At 50.1% G+C, this 15,322-nt stretch carries 15 protein-coding genes; 10 read left to right on the top strand and 5 right to left on the bottom strand.

Annotated features, from left to right (window positions below; all coding sequences use genetic code 11):
- Positions 1 to 37: 37 nt before the first annotated feature.
- The 4 genes from fabF to fabD all read right to left on the bottom strand — a co-directional run bounded on the left by fabF (position 38) and on the right by fabD (position 3,641).
- Positions 38 to 1,303 (bottom strand): beta-ketoacyl-ACP synthase II, encoded by a 1,266-nt coding sequence (fabF, locus tag P6574_RS08545; protein WP_310619923.1) that lies wholly within the window; start codon positions 1,301 to 1,303, stop codon positions 38 to 40.
- 104 nt (positions 1,304 to 1,407) lie between these two features.
- Positions 1,408 to 1,644 carry an acyl carrier protein gene (locus P6574_RS08540; protein ID WP_310619922.1) on the bottom strand — a complete coding sequence of 79 codons (237 nt, stop codon included), beginning with the start codon at positions 1,642 to 1,644 and terminating at the stop codon, positions 1,408 to 1,410.
- A gap of 271 nt (positions 1,645 to 1,915) precedes the next feature.
- A complete protein-coding gene (fabG, locus tag P6574_RS08535) occupies positions 1,916 to 2,653 on the bottom strand; it encodes a 3-oxoacyl-[acyl-carrier-protein] reductase (protein ID WP_310619921.1) in 738 nt (245 codons plus the stop codon).
- A gap of 40 nt (positions 2,654 to 2,693) precedes the next feature.
- Complete coding sequence (gene fabD, locus P6574_RS08530; RefSeq protein ID WP_310619920.1) at positions 2,694 to 3,641, bottom strand: ACP S-malonyltransferase; 948 nt, start codon at positions 3,639 to 3,641, stop codon at positions 2,694 to 2,696.
- 422 nt (positions 3,642 to 4,063) lie between these two features.
- On the opposite strand from fabD, the gene rpsF reads away from it, so the two are divergent.
- The 10 genes from rpsF to P6574_RS08480 all read left to right on the top strand — a co-directional run bounded on the left by rpsF (position 4,064) and on the right by P6574_RS08480 (position 13,656).
- Complete coding sequence (gene rpsF / locus P6574_RS08525) at positions 4,064 to 4,507, top strand: 30S ribosomal protein S6 (protein WP_310619919.1); 444 nt, start codon at positions 4,064 to 4,066, stop codon at positions 4,505 to 4,507.
- Positions 4,508 to 4,513: 6 nt separating this feature from the next.
- Entirely contained in the window at positions 4,514 to 4,756 is a 243-nt protein-coding gene (gene rpsR / locus P6574_RS08520) for a 30S ribosomal protein S18 (RefSeq protein WP_310619918.1), read from the top strand.
- Between the two features lie 142 nt (positions 4,757 to 4,898).
- Positions 4,899 to 5,474 carry a 50S ribosomal protein L9 gene (rplI, locus tag P6574_RS08515; protein WP_310619917.1) on the top strand — a complete coding sequence of 192 codons (576 nt, stop codon included), beginning with the start codon at positions 4,899 to 4,901 and terminating at the stop codon, positions 5,472 to 5,474.
- 328 nt (positions 5,475 to 5,802) lie between these two features.
- Positions 5,803 to 7,287, top strand: coding sequence for a replicative DNA helicase (locus P6574_RS08510; protein WP_310619916.1), 1,485 nt, complete (start codon positions 5,803 to 5,805; stop codon positions 7,285 to 7,287).
- 111 nt (positions 7,288 to 7,398) lie between these two features.
- Positions 7,399 to 8,547 (top strand): alanine racemase, encoded by a 1,149-nt coding sequence (gene alr, locus P6574_RS08505; protein ID WP_310619915.1) that lies wholly within the window; start codon positions 7,399 to 7,401, stop codon positions 8,545 to 8,547.
- Positions 8,548 to 8,555: 8 nt separating this feature from the next.
- A complete protein-coding gene (gene radA / locus P6574_RS08500; protein ID WP_310619914.1) occupies positions 8,556 to 9,950 on the top strand; it encodes a DNA repair protein RadA in 1,395 nt (464 codons plus the stop codon).
- A gap of 79 nt (positions 9,951 to 10,029) precedes the next feature.
- Positions 10,030 to 10,644 (top strand): CvpA family protein, encoded by a 615-nt coding sequence (locus P6574_RS08495; protein ID WP_310619913.1) that lies wholly within the window; start codon positions 10,030 to 10,032, stop codon positions 10,642 to 10,644.
- Positions 10,645 to 10,688: 44 nt separating this feature from the next.
- Positions 10,689 to 12,167, top strand: coding sequence for an amidophosphoribosyltransferase (purF, locus tag P6574_RS08490; protein WP_310622128.1), 1,479 nt, complete (start codon positions 10,689 to 10,691; stop codon positions 12,165 to 12,167).
- Between the two features lie 2 nt (positions 12,168 to 12,169).
- Positions 12,170 to 12,916, top strand: a complete 747-nt coding sequence (locus P6574_RS08485) for an SDR family NAD(P)-dependent oxidoreductase (RefSeq protein ID WP_310619912.1) — start codon at positions 12,170 to 12,172, stop codon at positions 12,914 to 12,916.
- A 461-nt stretch (positions 12,917 to 13,377) separates the two neighbouring features.
- On the top strand, positions 13,378 to 13,656 hold the full coding sequence (locus P6574_RS08480; protein WP_310619911.1) for a hypothetical protein: 279 nt from the start codon (positions 13,378 to 13,380) through the stop codon (positions 13,654 to 13,656).
- 220 nt (positions 13,657 to 13,876) lie between these two features.
- Here the strand turns inward: P6574_RS08480 and P6574_RS08475 are convergent, their stop codons facing one another.
- Positions 13,877 to 15,280, bottom strand: a complete 1,404-nt coding sequence (locus P6574_RS08475; RefSeq protein WP_310619910.1) for a calcium-binding protein — start codon at positions 15,278 to 15,280, stop codon at positions 13,877 to 13,879.
- Positions 15,281 to 15,322 lie beyond the last annotated feature (42 nt).

Here is a 15,322-nt window from a genome sequence, read left to right as displayed (position 1 = left end):
GTATCTGGCTTCAAATAGTCAATAGGTTGATTTGGACTTATGATTCAACTTTTTTGAATACCAAAGAAGCGTTTGTACCCCCAAAGCCAAATGAGTTTGACAGAGCAACATTAATCTCCATCGACTTTGCAAAGTTTGGAACCAAGTCAATTTCGGTTTCAACAGACTGGTTCTCCAAGTTAATCGTTGGAGGAGCAATGCCATCGCGAATTGCCAGAACTGAGAAAATCGCCTCAACGGAACCGGCTGCGCCCAGCAGGTGGCCCGTACTGGATTTTGTCGAGGACATAGTAAGTCCCTTCGCATGATCTCCAGCAAGACGTGTCACAGCGCCCAGTTCAATTTCATCTCCAACAGGAGTGGATGTACCATGAGCGTTAATGTAGTCCACATCGGTAATGTCAAGGCCCGCACGCTCAAGTGCAGCTTTCATGCAGCGGTAACCACCATCTCCATCGGGAGACGGAGACGTGATGTGGTAGGCGTCGCCAGAAAGGCCGTAACCGGCAACTTCGGCATAAATCTTTGCACCGCGAGCTACTGCGTGCTCATATTCTTCCAGAACAACAATACCAGCGCCTTCACCCATAACGAACCCGTCGCGGTCCTTGTCATAGGGACGTGAAGCTTTCTCAGGCTCATCATTAAAGCCGGTGGAAAGGGCACGGCATGCATTAAAGCCTGCAATGGACAAACGGCATACAGGAGATTCTGCACCGCCGGCGACCATGACTTCCGCGTCGCCGTAAGCGATCAAGCGTGCAGCATCGCCAATGGCGTGCGCACCAGTTGAACAGGCGGTAACCACAGCGTGGTTTGGACCCTTCAAACCGTGACGAATGGAAACATTGCCACCGGCCAGATTGATCAAGCTACCGGGAATAAAGAAGGGGCTGATACGACGAGGTCCACGCTCCTTGAGCAAAACACCACTATCAGCAATTCTTTGGAGGCCGCCAATACCAGATCCGATCAGGACACCCGTACGGTTCCTGTCTTCTTCTGTTTCCGGCTTCCAATTGGCATCCGCAAGAGCTTCATCAGAAGCTGCAATTGCATAGACAATGAAATCATCAACCTTGCGTTGTTCCTTCGGCTCCATCCAATCATTAGGATTGAATGTTCCATTAGATCCATCACCAAGAGGGATCTGGCAGGCGATCTTTGTTTGAAGGTCTTCCGATTCAAAGTTTTCGATGCGCGTTGCACCACTTTGACCTTCAATAATCCGCTTCCAGGAAATCTCGGCACCGCAGCCTAACGGGCTGACCATACCAATGCCGGTAACAACAACACGACGCATATTATTTTACTTCTTCCAGGGAACGCCCGAGATGCGCTCAAAACTTTGTAATCATAAACGTGGTGGGTTGCCCTCAACCCACCACGGAACCCTTAAAACCAGAATTAGCTGGCTTTGGATTCGATGAACTTTACAGCATCACCAACGGTCTGAATTGTTTCAGCTGCATCATCTGGAATTTCCACGCCGAAAGCTTCTTCGAAGGCCATAACCAGCTCAACAGTGTCCAGGCTGTCTGCGCCCAGGTCGTCGATGAAGCTTGCGGCTTCAGTCACTTTTTCGGCATCAACGCCAAGATGCTCAACAACAATCTTTTTTACCTGTTCAGCAACATTGCTCATATTCGTTCCTCAGTCTGTTAAAGATGGATTTAAAGCCCAATTCACTTGGCCAAATTCCAAAACCGGACTTCCTGTGGCACACCTCGGCCCTTTTGAAAAGAGTTAACGCCCATCCTAGGGCAACCTTCCAAAAGAAACACTAAGAATTTGCCTTGGGTAATCCATAAAGTCAAAACTTGTTGGCGCTCCTAACATACTTTAAAAAGTTTGACCAGAGAGCCAACAGGCTTGAGCATCACACCCCCTAACCCAAATTACTTGGATTAAGGCATTAGATCATTGCCATACCGCCATTTACGTGCAGGGTTTGCCCTGTCACATAAGCAGCTTCATTACTGGCAAGATATACGGTTGCAGATGCAATTTCATCTGCAGAACCCAGACGCCCTGCCGGAACAGAGGTCAAGATAGATTCGCGCTGTTTGTCGTTCAGCTCGTCCGTCATCGCGGTCTCAATGAAACCCGGTGCAACGGTGTTAACCGTAATATTGCGACTGGCCACTTCACGCGCCAACGACTTGGACATGCCAATCATACCTGCTTTAGCAGCAGAATAATTAACCTGCCCTGGATTACCTGTCACACCAACAACGGATGTAATTCCTATAATGCGGCCACTGCGACGTTTCATCATGCCTTTAATTGCAGAACGGCAGATGCGGAAAGTCGCGGTAAGGTTCACCTCAAGAACGGAATCCCATTCGTCATCTTTCATGCGCATGAAGATGTTGTCGCGGGTAATACCTGCATTATTCACAAGAATATCCAAACCCCCCATGGCAGCTTCAGCTGCCGGAACAAGTGCATCAACACTGTCACGGTCGGAAAGATTGGCCGCCTGAATATGGGCCCGCTCTCCAAGGTCGCCAGCAAGTGCCTCCAGCTTTTCCACGCGCGTACCAGACAAAGTGACAGTTGCACCTTGTGCATGCAACGCTCTGGCAATCGCCTCACCAATGCCGCCCGTCGCACCTGTCACCAGCGCGCGCTTATCTTTTAAATCAAACATGCCGTTACTCCTCGGCTTAAAATAGGATGTAAATGCGCAATTACGCGGAGTGCAGACGAGCGATCAGCGCGTCGATATCTTCCGCAGTATTGACAGCAACACCTTCAACTGATTTGGCAATTCTCTTCACCATACCAGTGAGCACCTTACCCGAGCCGATTTCGGCAAGCGCAGTTACATTATTTTCTGACATCCAAATCACGGATTCGCGCCAGCGAACCGTGCCTGTCACCTGTTCTACCAAGCGACTACGGATTTCATCTGGATCAGATATAGGACCGGCAACCACATTCGCAACCAGCGGGACTTTAGGAGCAATTATCTCAACAGAAGAAAGGGCCTGTGCCATAGCTTCTGCAGCTGGTGCCATGAGTGAACAGTGGAAGGGAGCGGACACTGGCAATAGAACTGCCCGGCGAGCGCCTTTTGCTTTTGCAATTTCACAGGCGCGCTCAACAGCCGCCTTGTGCCCTGAAACAACCACCTGACCGGGTGCGTTGTCGTTTGCAGCCTGGCACACATCACCTTGAGCCGCTTCTTCTGCCACAGCCTGTGCCTGCGCAAAATCAAGTCCCAAAAGTGCTGCCATAGCCCCTTCCCCTACGGGAACAGCCTTCTGCATTGCATCACCGCGCACGCGCAAAAGCTTCGCAGCGTCCGAAATGCTCAAGCTTCCAGCAGCGGCCAGAGCAGAGTATTCACCCAATGAATGCCCGGCAACATAAGCCGCGCTATTTTCAAGAATGAGGCCCTTAGCTTCCAGCACACGTAAACTTGCAAGACTAACAGTCATCAAAGCAGGCTGGGCGTTCGCGGTAAGTGTCAGCTCATCACTTGAGCCTTCCCACATAATCTTAGAAAGGGATTGTCCGAGTGCCGCGTCAACTTCTTCAAAAACGGCCTTTGCCTCAGGAAATGTATCAGCAAGCTCTTTCCCCATGCCGACAGATTGCGAACCCTGTCCGGGGAAGGTAAATGCAAATGTCATTGCTTTCTCCAGTCTTTTAATTTCAACTGTTTTACGTCTGGCAGCCAGACCACAGAACACCGCAGAGAAGTGCTCTACACCCTTAAACCCTAGGATGACGCTATGTCCGCCATTCCTTTCGGGCTACCAACTCATGCGGACAAGAGCCGCCAAACACCTCTCATGTCAAGGAATAAAGAGCAGAAAACGGCTTTTTTGAACAGATGGTCTTGTATTCACAGCCTTTTAAGGTATAAACGCTGCGTTTTCCGAATTCTGGCCGGAGGCTGAAAGGAAGGCAGAGTAATCTGCAGGTATATTTATAAAGACCGTCTTCCCGTGTTTCCGCTCTCGAAGAATTCTTCCATAGCCTTTCACTTTCTGAAGGCTCGAAGGGGCTTTGCGCCGAGTTCGGAACGTTTGAAACCAGAAAGGCATATCACATGGCGCTCTATGAGCACGTGATCCTGGCTCGCCAGGACATTTCTACTCAGCAGGTGGAGACACTCGTTGAGCAGTTCAAAACTGTTCTCGAAGAAAATGGTGGTAAAGTTGGTAAAGTAGAGCCTTGGGGTCTTCGTACTCTTGCCTACAAAATCAACAAAAACCGTAAAGCACATTACGTTCTGCTGAACCTTGACGCTCCTCACGCAGCTGTTGCTGAAATGGAACGTCAGATGCGCTTGAACGAAGATATCCTTCGCTTCATGACCATCCGCGTTGAAGAACTTGACGAAGAGCCATCTGTAATGACTCAAAAACGTGATCGTGACGACCGTCGTCGTGGCGATCGTCCAGGTGGTCCACGTGGTGATCGTGGTGATCGTGGTGATCGTGGTGATCGCAATGATCGTGGCCCTCGTCGTAGCGAAGCACCAGCGGAGTAATTGAAAATGGCTGAATCTTCTGGCGCACGTCGCCCTTTCTTTCGTCGTCGTAAAACTTGTCCGTTCTCTGGCGTAAACGCTCCAAAGATCGACTACAAGGACACACGTCTTCTGCAGCGCTACATTTCTGAGCGCGGCAAGATCGTACCTTCCCGCATTACCGCGGTTTCTGCGAAAAAGCAGCGTGAACTGGCTCGTGCTATCAAGCGCGCCCGCTTCCTCGGCCTGCTTCCTTTCGTAATTAAGTAAGCAAGTTTTAATAGGGCCAGAGCGTCAAGCTTCTGGCCCTATTTTCTGGATACTCCAGAAGCCCGGCTGATGTTGGCGGGTTTGTCCAACATCTAACTGTAGTTCCTTGAACTGCAGGACAGCTATCCAAAGGAATTTTCCCATGGACGTAATTCTTCTTGAGCGCGTAGCAAAGCTCGGCCAGATGGGTGAAACAGTTCGCGTACGCGACGGTTATGCTCGTAACTTCCTTTTGCCACAAGGCAAGGCTCTTCGCGCAAACAAAGCCAATCTCGAGCGCTTTGAAAACGAGCGCGCGCAACTTGAAGCACGCAACCTTGAGCGCAAGTCTGAAGCTGAAAGCGTGGGTGAAAAGCTCAACGGCCAGTCCTTCATCGTCATCCGCTCCGCTGGTGAAACAGGTCAGCTCTACGGTTCTGTTGCAACACGTGACATCGCAGTAATTCTTGAAGAGAACGGCTTCACAGTTGGCCGTTCTCAAGTTTCCCTGCGTCAGCCAATCAAAACTATTGGCCTGCATGAAGTGACTATTTCCCTTCACCCTGAAGTAGAAGTCACCGTATCCGTAAACGTCGCTCGTTCTGAAGACGAAGCTGTACGTCAGGAAGCTGGTGAAGATCTTACAGGACGTGAACAGGACGACTTCGAATTTGAAGAAGACCTGGAAGACGAAGCTGAAGAACTCGAAGGCGAAGAAGAAGAGGCAACAGAAGAATAATCTTCTGTGTCAATGCATTAACAAAAATCAGGCGGAGCACCTTTGCTTCGCCTTTTTTACTGGACTTAAAGCAGCGTTGTTCAATTCAAGTATCATCCAGAGCAACTAAACGATGTTTTACGTGAACTTCTGAACTAATTCTCTCCATATTAACTATAATATATAGTGGTTAATACGCATTATCGGCGTAAGAATCTTGTCAATTGGCAAGAGGTAATTTTCCCCGCTGATCTATAATAATAAAAGATCTGTATTTATGTCCCATGAGGCATCTTCCTTCCACCGCTCCAACAGGGTAACCAATGCCTCGAGCGGCAAGAGGGTTAGAATGCAGGGCACAGTCCAAAAACTTGAGAAAGCAGCCGAGTCGGCACGTGTGGTTCCACACAACGCAGAAGCAGAAAGACAGCTTCTGGGCGCTATTCTCGTAAACAACGAAACATACTATCGTGTTTCAGAATTTCTGGAGGCAGGTCACTTTTTCCTAGCTCCCCACAAAGAGATCTTTGAAAAGTGCGGCGCTTTGATCAAGGCGGGAAAAGTTGCGTCTCCAATTACGTTGAAGACGTTCTTTCCTTCTGATGTAAAAATTGCAGATCTTTCAGCAGTTCAATATCTTCTGCGTTTGGCAGCGGATGCGGCATCAATCATCAATGCCGAAGATTACGGGCAGACAATCTACGATCTGGCCCTGCGCAGGAACCTGATTCATATCGGGGAAGACATTGTAAATATTGCATTTGATGCCCCCATTGACTTGCCGCCGAACAAGCAGATTGACCAAGCCGAGCGCAAGCTGTTCGAGCTTGCGGAAACCGGACGTAGTGATGGCGGGTTTCAGGACTTTGGCACTGCCTTGACAGAAACCATCGAGATGGCAGCCGCCGCTTTTCAGCGTGAAGGCTCTCTTTCTGGTATCTCCACAGGTCTGCGTGATCTGGATAAGCTCATGGGCGGGCTCCAGCAATCAGACCTTATTGTTCTGGCTGGCCGGCCTGCCATGGGTAAAACGTCGCTCGTGACCAATATCGCCTATAATGTTGCGCAGGCTTTTCAAGCGGAAGAACAGCCAGATGGGTCTTTAAAAACCGTCAATGGCGGCGTCGTCGGGTTTTTCTCTTTGGAAATGTCGGCCGAACAGCTTGCAACACGTATTATCTCCGAGCAAACGGAAATCTCCTCCTCCAAAATCCGCCGTGGTGACATCAACGAAGCGGACTTTGAGAAACTGGTGGCGGCTACTCAGCACATGCAACATGTGCCGCTGCATGTGGACCAGACCGGTGGTATTTCGATTGCTTCGCTTGTCTCCAAAGCCCGGCGTCTGAAGCGTCAAAAGGGGCTGGATATGATTATTGTCGACTATATCCAGCTGTTGACGGGGTCCTCCAAGAATCAGGGCAACAGGGTTCAGGAAATTACCGAAATTACAACCGGCCTCAAAGCGCTGGCGAAAGAGTTGAATACGCCTATCATCGCCCTGTCCCAGCTGTCTCGTCAGGTTGAAAACCGCGATGACAAACGGCCACAGATGTCTGACCTTCGTGAATCAGGCTCCATCGAGCAGGATGCGGATGTGATTTTGTTTGTGTATCGCGAAGAATACTACATGGGCAAAAAGGAACCACCTGAGGGAAGCCCGGAGTACGAGGGCTGGAAAACCGAAATGGATCGTGTTCAAGGCAAAGCTGAAGTTATCATCGGCAAACAGCGTCACGGCCCCACCGGTATTGTCGAGCTTCAGTTCCAAGGTGAATTTACGCGCTTCTCTGATCTGGTGGACGAAGACCATCTACCTGAGCAGGTGATATAAACAACCAAGAATCCTTCACGACCAAAGACATGAAGCAATGTATTTGCTGGGCAAATTTATAAGGTTTCAGTTTTATACTGAGACAACCGTATAAACGACTCGGGGCGACTTTTGACAGAGCAACTGCGCGCGTCCGGTACTCATTGTACTGGTCAGCTGACTATAGATTTGGATGCCATTTGCTCGAACTGGAAGTCTTTGAACTCTCAGGTAGGGTCTGAGACCACATGCGCTGCGGTGGTGAAGGCTGACGCCTATGGCACTGGATTGAGCAAAGTCTCCAAGGCACTTTATGAGACGGGCGTTCGTACGTTTTTTACGGCCCTTCCAGAGGAAGGGGATCTGGTGCGAGAGGCGGCGCCCGAGGCTGTTATTTACGTCCTTGGTGGTTTGTTTCATGGCCGCGCCCCGCTTTATGCACGCTCAGACCTAAGACCGGTCCTAAATTCCTTAGAGGAATGCTTGGAGTGGGCTCAGTTTTGTGAAAGCTTGGGTAAATCTCTGCCTGTTGCGCTCCACCTTGATACGGGCATGAACAGACTTGGTTTTCACGGGGATGATCTGAAAGCCCTTCTTAGTGACAAAGTCCTGTTCAAGGCCCTGAACATTTCCCTAGTATTAAGTCACCTTGCCTGCGCGGATGAGCCAGATCACCCTCTCAATGCGCAGCAACTGGCCACATTCAAGTGCTTGAGCTCAGCCTTCCCTGACACACCCAAGTCCCTCGCCAACTCTTCCGGAGTATTTTTGGGGGAGGACTATCATTTTGATTTGGTGCGGCCGGGCGTTGCCCTTTATGGAGGCAACCCCACTCCATATGCTAAAAATCCCATGAAACATTCAGCCTATGTGACCGCAGAAGTCCTGCAGGTTCGCACAGTTCCCAAAGGAGCGACAGTTGGATACGGAGCCCGCCAGATGGCAACGCGCGACACGCGCATTGCTGTCATCAATATTGGATACGCAGATGGCATGCACCGCTTAACCGGATCCAGCGATGAACGCTCTGGCTCTTATGCCTATATTAACCAGAGACGAATCCCATACTTTGGCAGGGTTTCCATGGATCTGATTGCACTGGATGTGACCGATGTTCCTTCTGGCCTTATTGAGCGCGGAAGTACAATTGAAGTTCTCGGACAGAACGTATCGGTGGATGAAGTTGCCTTTCACGCCAATACTGTGGCTTATGAGCTGCTCACCAGCCTGGGGAAACGCTATAAGCGTTTTTATCTCAGCTCCACTCAATATGCGACTTAATCGAGTAAATGGCCAAAAGATCAATTAGTTTCGTTTGCCAGTCCTGCGGCGCTATAACTCCAAAATGGGCAGGACGCTGCGAGTCATGCGGTGAATGGAACTCAATCCAAGAAGAACGTGTTCAAGGCGGGATTGGTGCTGGACCCAACACACCCGCCAGAAATAAAGGAAGGGTCGTGCCGCTTGTCGGGCTGACAGGCGAGCAGAAAGAGGCTCCCCGTATCATCACCGGTGTGGCGGAACTGGACCGGGTGACCGGTGGCGGTTTTGTTAAAGGCTCCGCCCTTTTGGTGGGGGGAGACCCCGGTATTGGCAAATCAACCCTCCTCATTCAGGCCAGCGCCCACTTGGCAAATCAGGGACACAAGATCGTTTATATCTCTGGCGAGGAAGCGGTCGGGCAGGTGCGCTTGCGCGCGGAGCGTCTTGGTTTGGCTAAGGCCCCTGTTGCATTGGCTGCAGAAACCAGCGTTGAGGACATCATCGCCACCATGGAGGCGGAAAAGCACCCTGCCCTCGTGATTATCGATTCTATCCAGACACTATGGACGGAACAGGCTGATTCGCCGCCCGGTACTGTGACGCAAGTCAGAGCATCAGCGCAGGCACTTGTGCGCTACGCCAAAAAGACTGGAACAACTGTCGTAATAGTTGGGCACGTAACCAAGGACGGCCAGATCGCCGGCCCCCGTGTTGTGGAACATATGGTGGATGCGGTGCTTTATTTCGAAGGCGACGGCGCGCACCAGTACCGTATTCTCAGAGGCGTAAAGAATCGCTTTGGCGCGACGGATGAAATCGGCGTCTTTGAGATGACCGACAAAGGCTTGAAAGAAGTTGCCAACCCTTCCAGCCTGTTTCTGGGCGAGCGTAACGGCGCAACGCCCGGTGCCTCTGTCTTTGCGGGGCTGGAGGGAACGCGCCCGCTGCTTGTGGAAATTCAGGCTCTTGTGGCGCCTTCAACCCTTGGAACACCGCGCAGAGCGGTAATTGGTTGGGATACGGCCCGCCTTTCCATGATTCTTGCTGTTCTGGAGGCCCGGTGCGGGGTACGCTTCTCCCAGCATGATGTATACTTGAATGTTGCCGGTGGGCTGCGAATATCCGAGCCTGCCGCTGACTTGGCTGTTGCCGCTGCACTTATCTCTTCGTTGAGTGGGGTTGCCCTCCCTCTCGAATGCGTTTATTTCGGCGAAGTAAGTTTGTCAGGTGGTATCAGGCCGGTTGCACAAGCCAGCGCGCGCTTGAAAGAAGCGCTGAAGCTTGGCTTTGCTCAGGCCGTGATACCAAGCGCGAATGGCAAGGATGCAGGCAGTAGCCTGGGCCAAGTTCGGGCAATGGACGAATTGAGACATCTAGTGGCGGCAATCGCTTCCAGTGAGCACAAAAGTGTTGAGCCCTAAGGCCGGTACTTTTGATTTTTTATTTGGAGAAACCACAGGGCGCTGTTGGTTTCGTTAAACATAAGGGGCTGTGCGATCCATGCCGATCACACTACTCGACGGTATTTTACTCGTCATCATGTTTATTTCGGCTATTTTGGCCATGATTCGCGGTTTTGTCCGAGAAGTTCTCTCAATAGCATCCTGGTTGGCTGCAGCTGTTGCTGCCTATTATTTCTACGGCGATCTTGTTCCGCTGCTTTCCCAGTATATATCAAGTGAAACCATCGCCACAGCAGTTTCTGTAGCCCTGATCTTTCTTGTAACTCTGCTGGTGGTCAGCTACATCACAATGCGCATCTCGGACTTTGTTCTGGATAGCCGCATTGGAGCGCTCGATCGCAGCATGGGATTTGTTTTTGGAGCGGCACGCGGATTTTTACTTGTTGTCGTAGCTCTGCTATTCTTTGACTGGTTTGTTCCAGAAAAGCAGCAGCCCCAATGGGTCCTGAACGCTAAATCCCGCCATTTTCTTGTCTCAACAGGCAGCAGCCTGATTTCTGTGCTACCAGATGACCCTGGAAAGGGCTTTTTGGAAAAGATACGAGACAAAGAGCAGGCACATAGCGGCGCTCAAGCCGAAAGTGCAGAGGAGCCCACTTACTCTGCATCCGAACGACAAGGCCTTGATCAGCTCACGGCAACAGGCAACTGAATACTATGAGCATCTACCCAGCCAAACACAATAAGGAGAACGCAATGCGCGGCGGTGAGAAAACTGCATCCACTATTGATCTTGAGATGGAAGGGGATACTCTAAGAGAGGAATGTGGAGTATTCGGGATACTCGGGCATGATGATGCCTCGGCAATTACCGCACTCGGCCTTCATGCGCTTCAACACCGCGGACAAGAGGCCTCCGGTATTGTCACATATGACGGAGATCAATTCCGTTCGGAACGCCATCTCGGTCTTGTTGGAGAAAAGTTTACCAACAAAGAGACGATCGACCAGCTCCGCGGACCTTTTGCCATAGGCCATGTGCGTTACTCGACGACTGGTGAACCGGCACTTCGCAATGTCCAGCCTTTGTTTGCAGAATTGGACGGCGGCGGGATTGCTGTTTGCCACAACGGCAACTTCACCAACGGCCTGACCCTCAGACGCCAGCTGATTAAAGATGGTGCCATTTGTCAATCTACCTCTGATTCAGAAGTCGTTTTGCAACTGATCGCCAGAAGCCGCCATGCCAAGATCGTTGATCGCTTTATCGATGCTATCAGTCAAATGGAAGGTGGTTATTCACTTGTTGCTCTGACACCCAAAAAGCTGATCGGTGCACGCGATCCATTTGGAATTCGTCCACTGGTTCTTGGTGACCTGAACGGAGCTCCTATTCTCGCTTCCGAGACCTGCGCTCTTGATATCATCGGTGCCAAGTTCATCCGCGAAGTGGAAAACGGCGAAGTTGTTGTGTGTACGCCCGCGGGGATCGAAAGTTACTTCCCGTTTGGAAAGCGTCCTGCCCGCCCTTGTATTTTCGAGTATATCTACTTCTCACGTCCAGATTCTGTTCTGGGTGGTCGCAGTGTATACGATGTACGTAAGTCATTTGGCCAAATTCTAGCTCAAGAATCACCGGTTGACGCGGACGTGGTTGTTCCTGTACCCGATTCAGGCGTTCCTTCGGCTCTGGGCTTTGCCCGCGAGTCCGGTATGCCTTTCGAGCTGGGCATTATCCGCAATCACTATGTCGGGCGGACTTTTATTGAGCCCACCCAGCAGATACGGACATTGGGAGTAAAACTCAAACACTCCGCCAACCGTGCGCAGATCGAGGGTAAACGCGTTGTCCTTGTTGATGACAGCTTGGTACGCGGCACAACTTCCCTCAAAATCGTAGAAATGATCCGTGAAGCGGGCGCTCGGGAAGTTCATTTCCGTCTCGCCAGTCCGCCAATCAAATATTCCGATTATTACGGCATTGATACGCCTGTTCGCGAAAAGCTGCTGGCGGCAAAATACGACCTTTCTGGAATGTGCAACTATATAGGCGCGGACTCCCTTGCCTTCTTGAGTGTGGACGGTGTTTACCGGGCAATGGGCTATGAGGGACGGGATAACGAGAACCCGCAATTCACGGACCATTGCTTTACGGGGGACTACCCGACCCCGCTTACAGACCTAAATAACGAAGATGACAACAGACAGGCCCCCCGGCTGGTAGAAGTTGGCTAGAAATGACAGAAAAGAAACTTGAAGGTCGCGTGGCCGTTGTAACGGGTACATCACGCGGCATTGGCTATTACACGGCAAAAACCTTGGCCGCAAAAGGCGCGCACATCATTGCAGTTGCGCGCACAGTTGGCGGACTTGAAGAGCTGGACGATGAAATCAAGAACCTTGGTGGCTCTGCAACACTTGTTCCTTTTGACCTGAAGGATTTCGACGCGATTGATCGTCTTGGCGCTGCTATTTTTGAGCGCTGGAAAAAGCTGGATATTCTTGTCGGCAATGCGGGCATACTGGGCCCCATTTCACCTCTTGGCCATGTGGCACCCAAGAAGTTTGATGAGGTCATGGCGATCAACGTGACTGCAAACTGGCGGCTGCTGCGTTCCTTCGATCCATTGCTGCGCCAGTCGGACGCTGGCCGCGCTATTTTCCTGAGCTCCAGCGCACCACGTAAATGCAAGGCCTACTGGGGCCCTTACTCCATGTCCAAAGCTGCGCTTGAAGCAATGGTGCGTACTTATGTAAACGAAACACAAAAAACACCAATCCGCTCCATGCTGATCAACCCCGGCCCCATGCGTACTGGCATGCGTGCGCAGGCGATGCCCGGAGAGGACCCGCAGACACTTCCGCACCCCGATGAGATCAGCGAGGCCATTGCCGCATTCACATTACCGGAAAGCAGCAATAACGGGCAGATCTACGATCACCCAACTGGCACTGTTCGGGATTTCCCGAAAGTCGAAGCTTAAGTTAAAAAGGCCCTGTTTCGCAGGGCCTTTTTTCATATGAGAATTGTACAATATCCACGTTACCAACATAGTCAGAGACGCCTTGTCTCCACGTCGACTTTTGTAATGTGTTTTAGCTCATCAAATACAAAAGACGGTTACCAATAATAAGCGTTTTACAATCTCTGACGGTTGCAGACACATATGTGTATCCCAAATTTATTAGATACTGGTCGATATGAAATTAGGGCAGAAGCAACCTATTAAGGATCAGCGCGATGAGTTGCACATGCTCTCATTTACCGATGAGAGGCAGCTTTCAGTTGAAAATTGGGTTACCTCCCTCATTAGAACCATCACTTCCAAGAAGAGCACCTGAATTACCCTCTTTACAGAGAAGGGATAAGTGAGATCACCCTTACACCCCTTAAATACTGTCATATTTAAAGGGAGTGATGCCACTTACGCATATCGAAATTTCAATGAAAAACATACATATAATCAAATCTATAGGAAGACCCGAAGCCATTTTATTCTGGGGCACATTTGCCGCTTCGATCTTACTACACATGGCTCTTGGCGGTGTCGTTGTGGGTCAGAAGTATGAGCATGGTAAGTATCTTATATCCCTTAGAGAAACCCCTTCCACTTGGATGGAAATAACCGCCTTTGTTTACTACGCAAAGTTAGCGCAGCCATGGATTTTATTATCTGTTGCAGCTTTTATAATTTTATTACTAATCATGAAAGCTAAAAGTTGAAGTAATTAAAATGGCTTGGACACAACTAAAAGCTAAATAGCAGCTACTGATCAACTATTCGGGACCTGCTTTAAACTTGTTTAAGTGGGGCTATGACAGTGGTGACCAAACATACCCTTTAGCCTCCAAATGCGAAAAAGCCCTACGCAGACAAGACAGTCTGCGTAGGGCTGAATGAGACTACTAACGGTCCGTTTTACAAAGCTACCGCTAAAAGCTCTTATGCGAACATGAAGTCGCTTGAGCTGAAGTCATGGGCTTCAAGCTTGTTGCCATCAACATGCAGAATATCGTTTCCGTAAGCGATAACGACTGGGTCCTTTGAACCATCCTGTGTAATTGTGAGTTCACCAAATGAGGAGATACCTGCATCACTCAAATCAATCAGGTCTTCACCCAGTTCAAAGTCTTCAATAAGATCCAATGTACCGTCATCTACAAAATGGAAGACATCATCACCATTGCCGCCACGCAGTTCGTCAGACCCTGCGCCATCGTAAAGGTGATCCTTACCCTTGCCACCTCTTAGGGTGTCATCACCCTCTCCGCCAAGCAGCTGGTCCGCGCCCTTGCCACCCTTCAGGAAGTCATCACCGGCAAAGCCTTCAAGTGAATCATCACCGTCATTGCCCCTTAAAAGATCATCGTGCTGGGACCCGAGAATATAGGCGTCATCCCCATAGTGTCCGGTGTTATCGAAAGCGAGGTCGATGTCTTCTACCCAAGTATCTTTTCGCTCGCTCTTGGAAAGGTCTGAAATTATGATGAGGCTATCACGCTCCATTTCACCATAAAATTCAGAGGCACTGATTGCTTCAAATGCCTTCTCATAGACGGTCCGTGAATGAACGTCCCAGGTCAGAAGGTTCAAAAGATCCGGACCATTCCAGTAAATCGGGGTGTCGTAGTAATCATTAAACATAACGATATTACTGGTGTCATACTCATAATTGGTATCGTTACCTGTAATATCAATGAAACCTTCAGCCATTACGGAAGGAACAGGGTCGTTTTCAAAATCAAAGCTGAAAATTTCGGCGCCATTGGAAAGGACTGAGGAGCCGTCTTCTGGCGTATAATGCGCCGCTACACCAACATAGTTGGCATTCACAAAGAAGCCATCTTCAATCTTGTCACTCTTTTCAGCCATGTTGGTCACAGCACCGCCACCCAAAGAGTGTCCGGCAACAATCAGGTCATTTGCAACCAGACCGTTTGCTTCCATCAAGTCCTTAATGGAGCTGAGCAGGTTACCAAAAGCGTCCTCGGCATAGTCCGGGTTATCTTCAAAGAATTCAAGATAGTCGAGAATATCGCCAGCATTGTTGGTACCAGCAAACACCAGCCCGACCTTAGTGATATTGCCATCATCATCATACTGAGCAAGCACAGCCGCCTGAGCATCTTCAAAGGCAGATTTCTCACCGTTAAACCACCCGTTTTTAGCTGTGTCTGCATTCTCATAGCCCAGCTCATCGGCTGTCAGGAGTGACCAACCGGTTGGTCCGTCCTCGGTCTCAATCGTACGGCCGTCATCAGCAATATTATATTCATACATCACTAGGGACATAGCGTCAGTCATAAGACCTAGTGCGTCTTCACCCTTATACTCAAACAGTGCCATTTTTCCTCCCAGAAACTGAATTGAAGTTTAGTTAGGAGAAGT

It is taken from the genome of Pseudovibrio sp. M1P-2-3 (assembly GCF_031501865.1).
Classification (GTDB): Bacteria; Pseudomonadota; Alphaproteobacteria; order Rhizobiales; family Stappiaceae; genus Pseudovibrio; species Pseudovibrio corallicola.
This window is presented reverse-complemented; position numbering and strand designations above follow the sequence as displayed.

Excerpts from the sequence above, each read along its gene's own strand:
- fabF (WP_310619923.1), bottom strand. The coding sequence starts at position 1,303 with ATGCGTCGTGTTGTTGTTACCGGCATTGGTATGGTCAGCCCGTTAGGC.
- P6574_RS08540 (WP_310619922.1), bottom strand. The coding sequence starts at position 1,644 with ATGAGCAATGTTGCTGAACAGGTAAAAAAGATTGTTGTTGAGCATCTT.
- fabG (WP_310619921.1), bottom strand. The coding sequence starts at position 2,653 with ATGTTTGATTTAAAAGATAAGCGCGCGCTGGTGACAGGTGCGACGGGC.
- fabD (WP_310619920.1), bottom strand. The coding sequence starts at position 3,641 with ATGACATTTGCATTTACCTTCCCCGGACAGGGTTCGCAATCTGTCGGC.
- rpsF (WP_310619919.1), top strand. The coding sequence starts at position 4,064 with ATGGCGCTCTATGAGCACGTGATCCTGGCTCGCCAGGACATTTCTACT.
- rpsR (WP_310619918.1), top strand. The coding sequence starts at position 4,514 with ATGGCTGAATCTTCTGGCGCACGTCGCCCTTTCTTTCGTCGTCGTAAA.
- rplI (WP_310619917.1), top strand. The coding sequence starts at position 4,899 with ATGGACGTAATTCTTCTTGAGCGCGTAGCAAAGCTCGGCCAGATGGGT.
- P6574_RS08510 (WP_310619916.1), top strand. The coding sequence starts at position 5,803 with ATGCAGGGCACAGTCCAAAAACTTGAGAAAGCAGCCGAGTCGGCACGT.
- radA (WP_310619914.1), top strand. The coding sequence starts at position 8,556 with ATGGCCAAAAGATCAATTAGTTTCGTTTGCCAGTCCTGCGGCGCTATA.
- P6574_RS08495 (WP_310619913.1), top strand. The coding sequence starts at position 10,030 with ATGCCGATCACACTACTCGACGGTATTTTACTCGTCATCATGTTTATT.
- purF (WP_310622128.1), top strand. The coding sequence starts at position 10,689 with ATGCGCGGCGGTGAGAAAACTGCATCCACTATTGATCTTGAGATGGAA.
- P6574_RS08485 (WP_310619912.1), top strand. The coding sequence starts at position 12,170 with ATGACAGAAAAGAAACTTGAAGGTCGCGTGGCCGTTGTAACGGGTACA.
- P6574_RS08480 (WP_310619911.1), top strand. The coding sequence starts at position 13,378 with ATGAAAAACATACATATAATCAAATCTATAGGAAGACCCGAAGCCATT.
- P6574_RS08475 (WP_310619910.1), bottom strand. The coding sequence starts at position 15,280 with ATGGCACTGTTTGAGTATAAGGGTGAAGACGCACTAGGTCTTATGACT.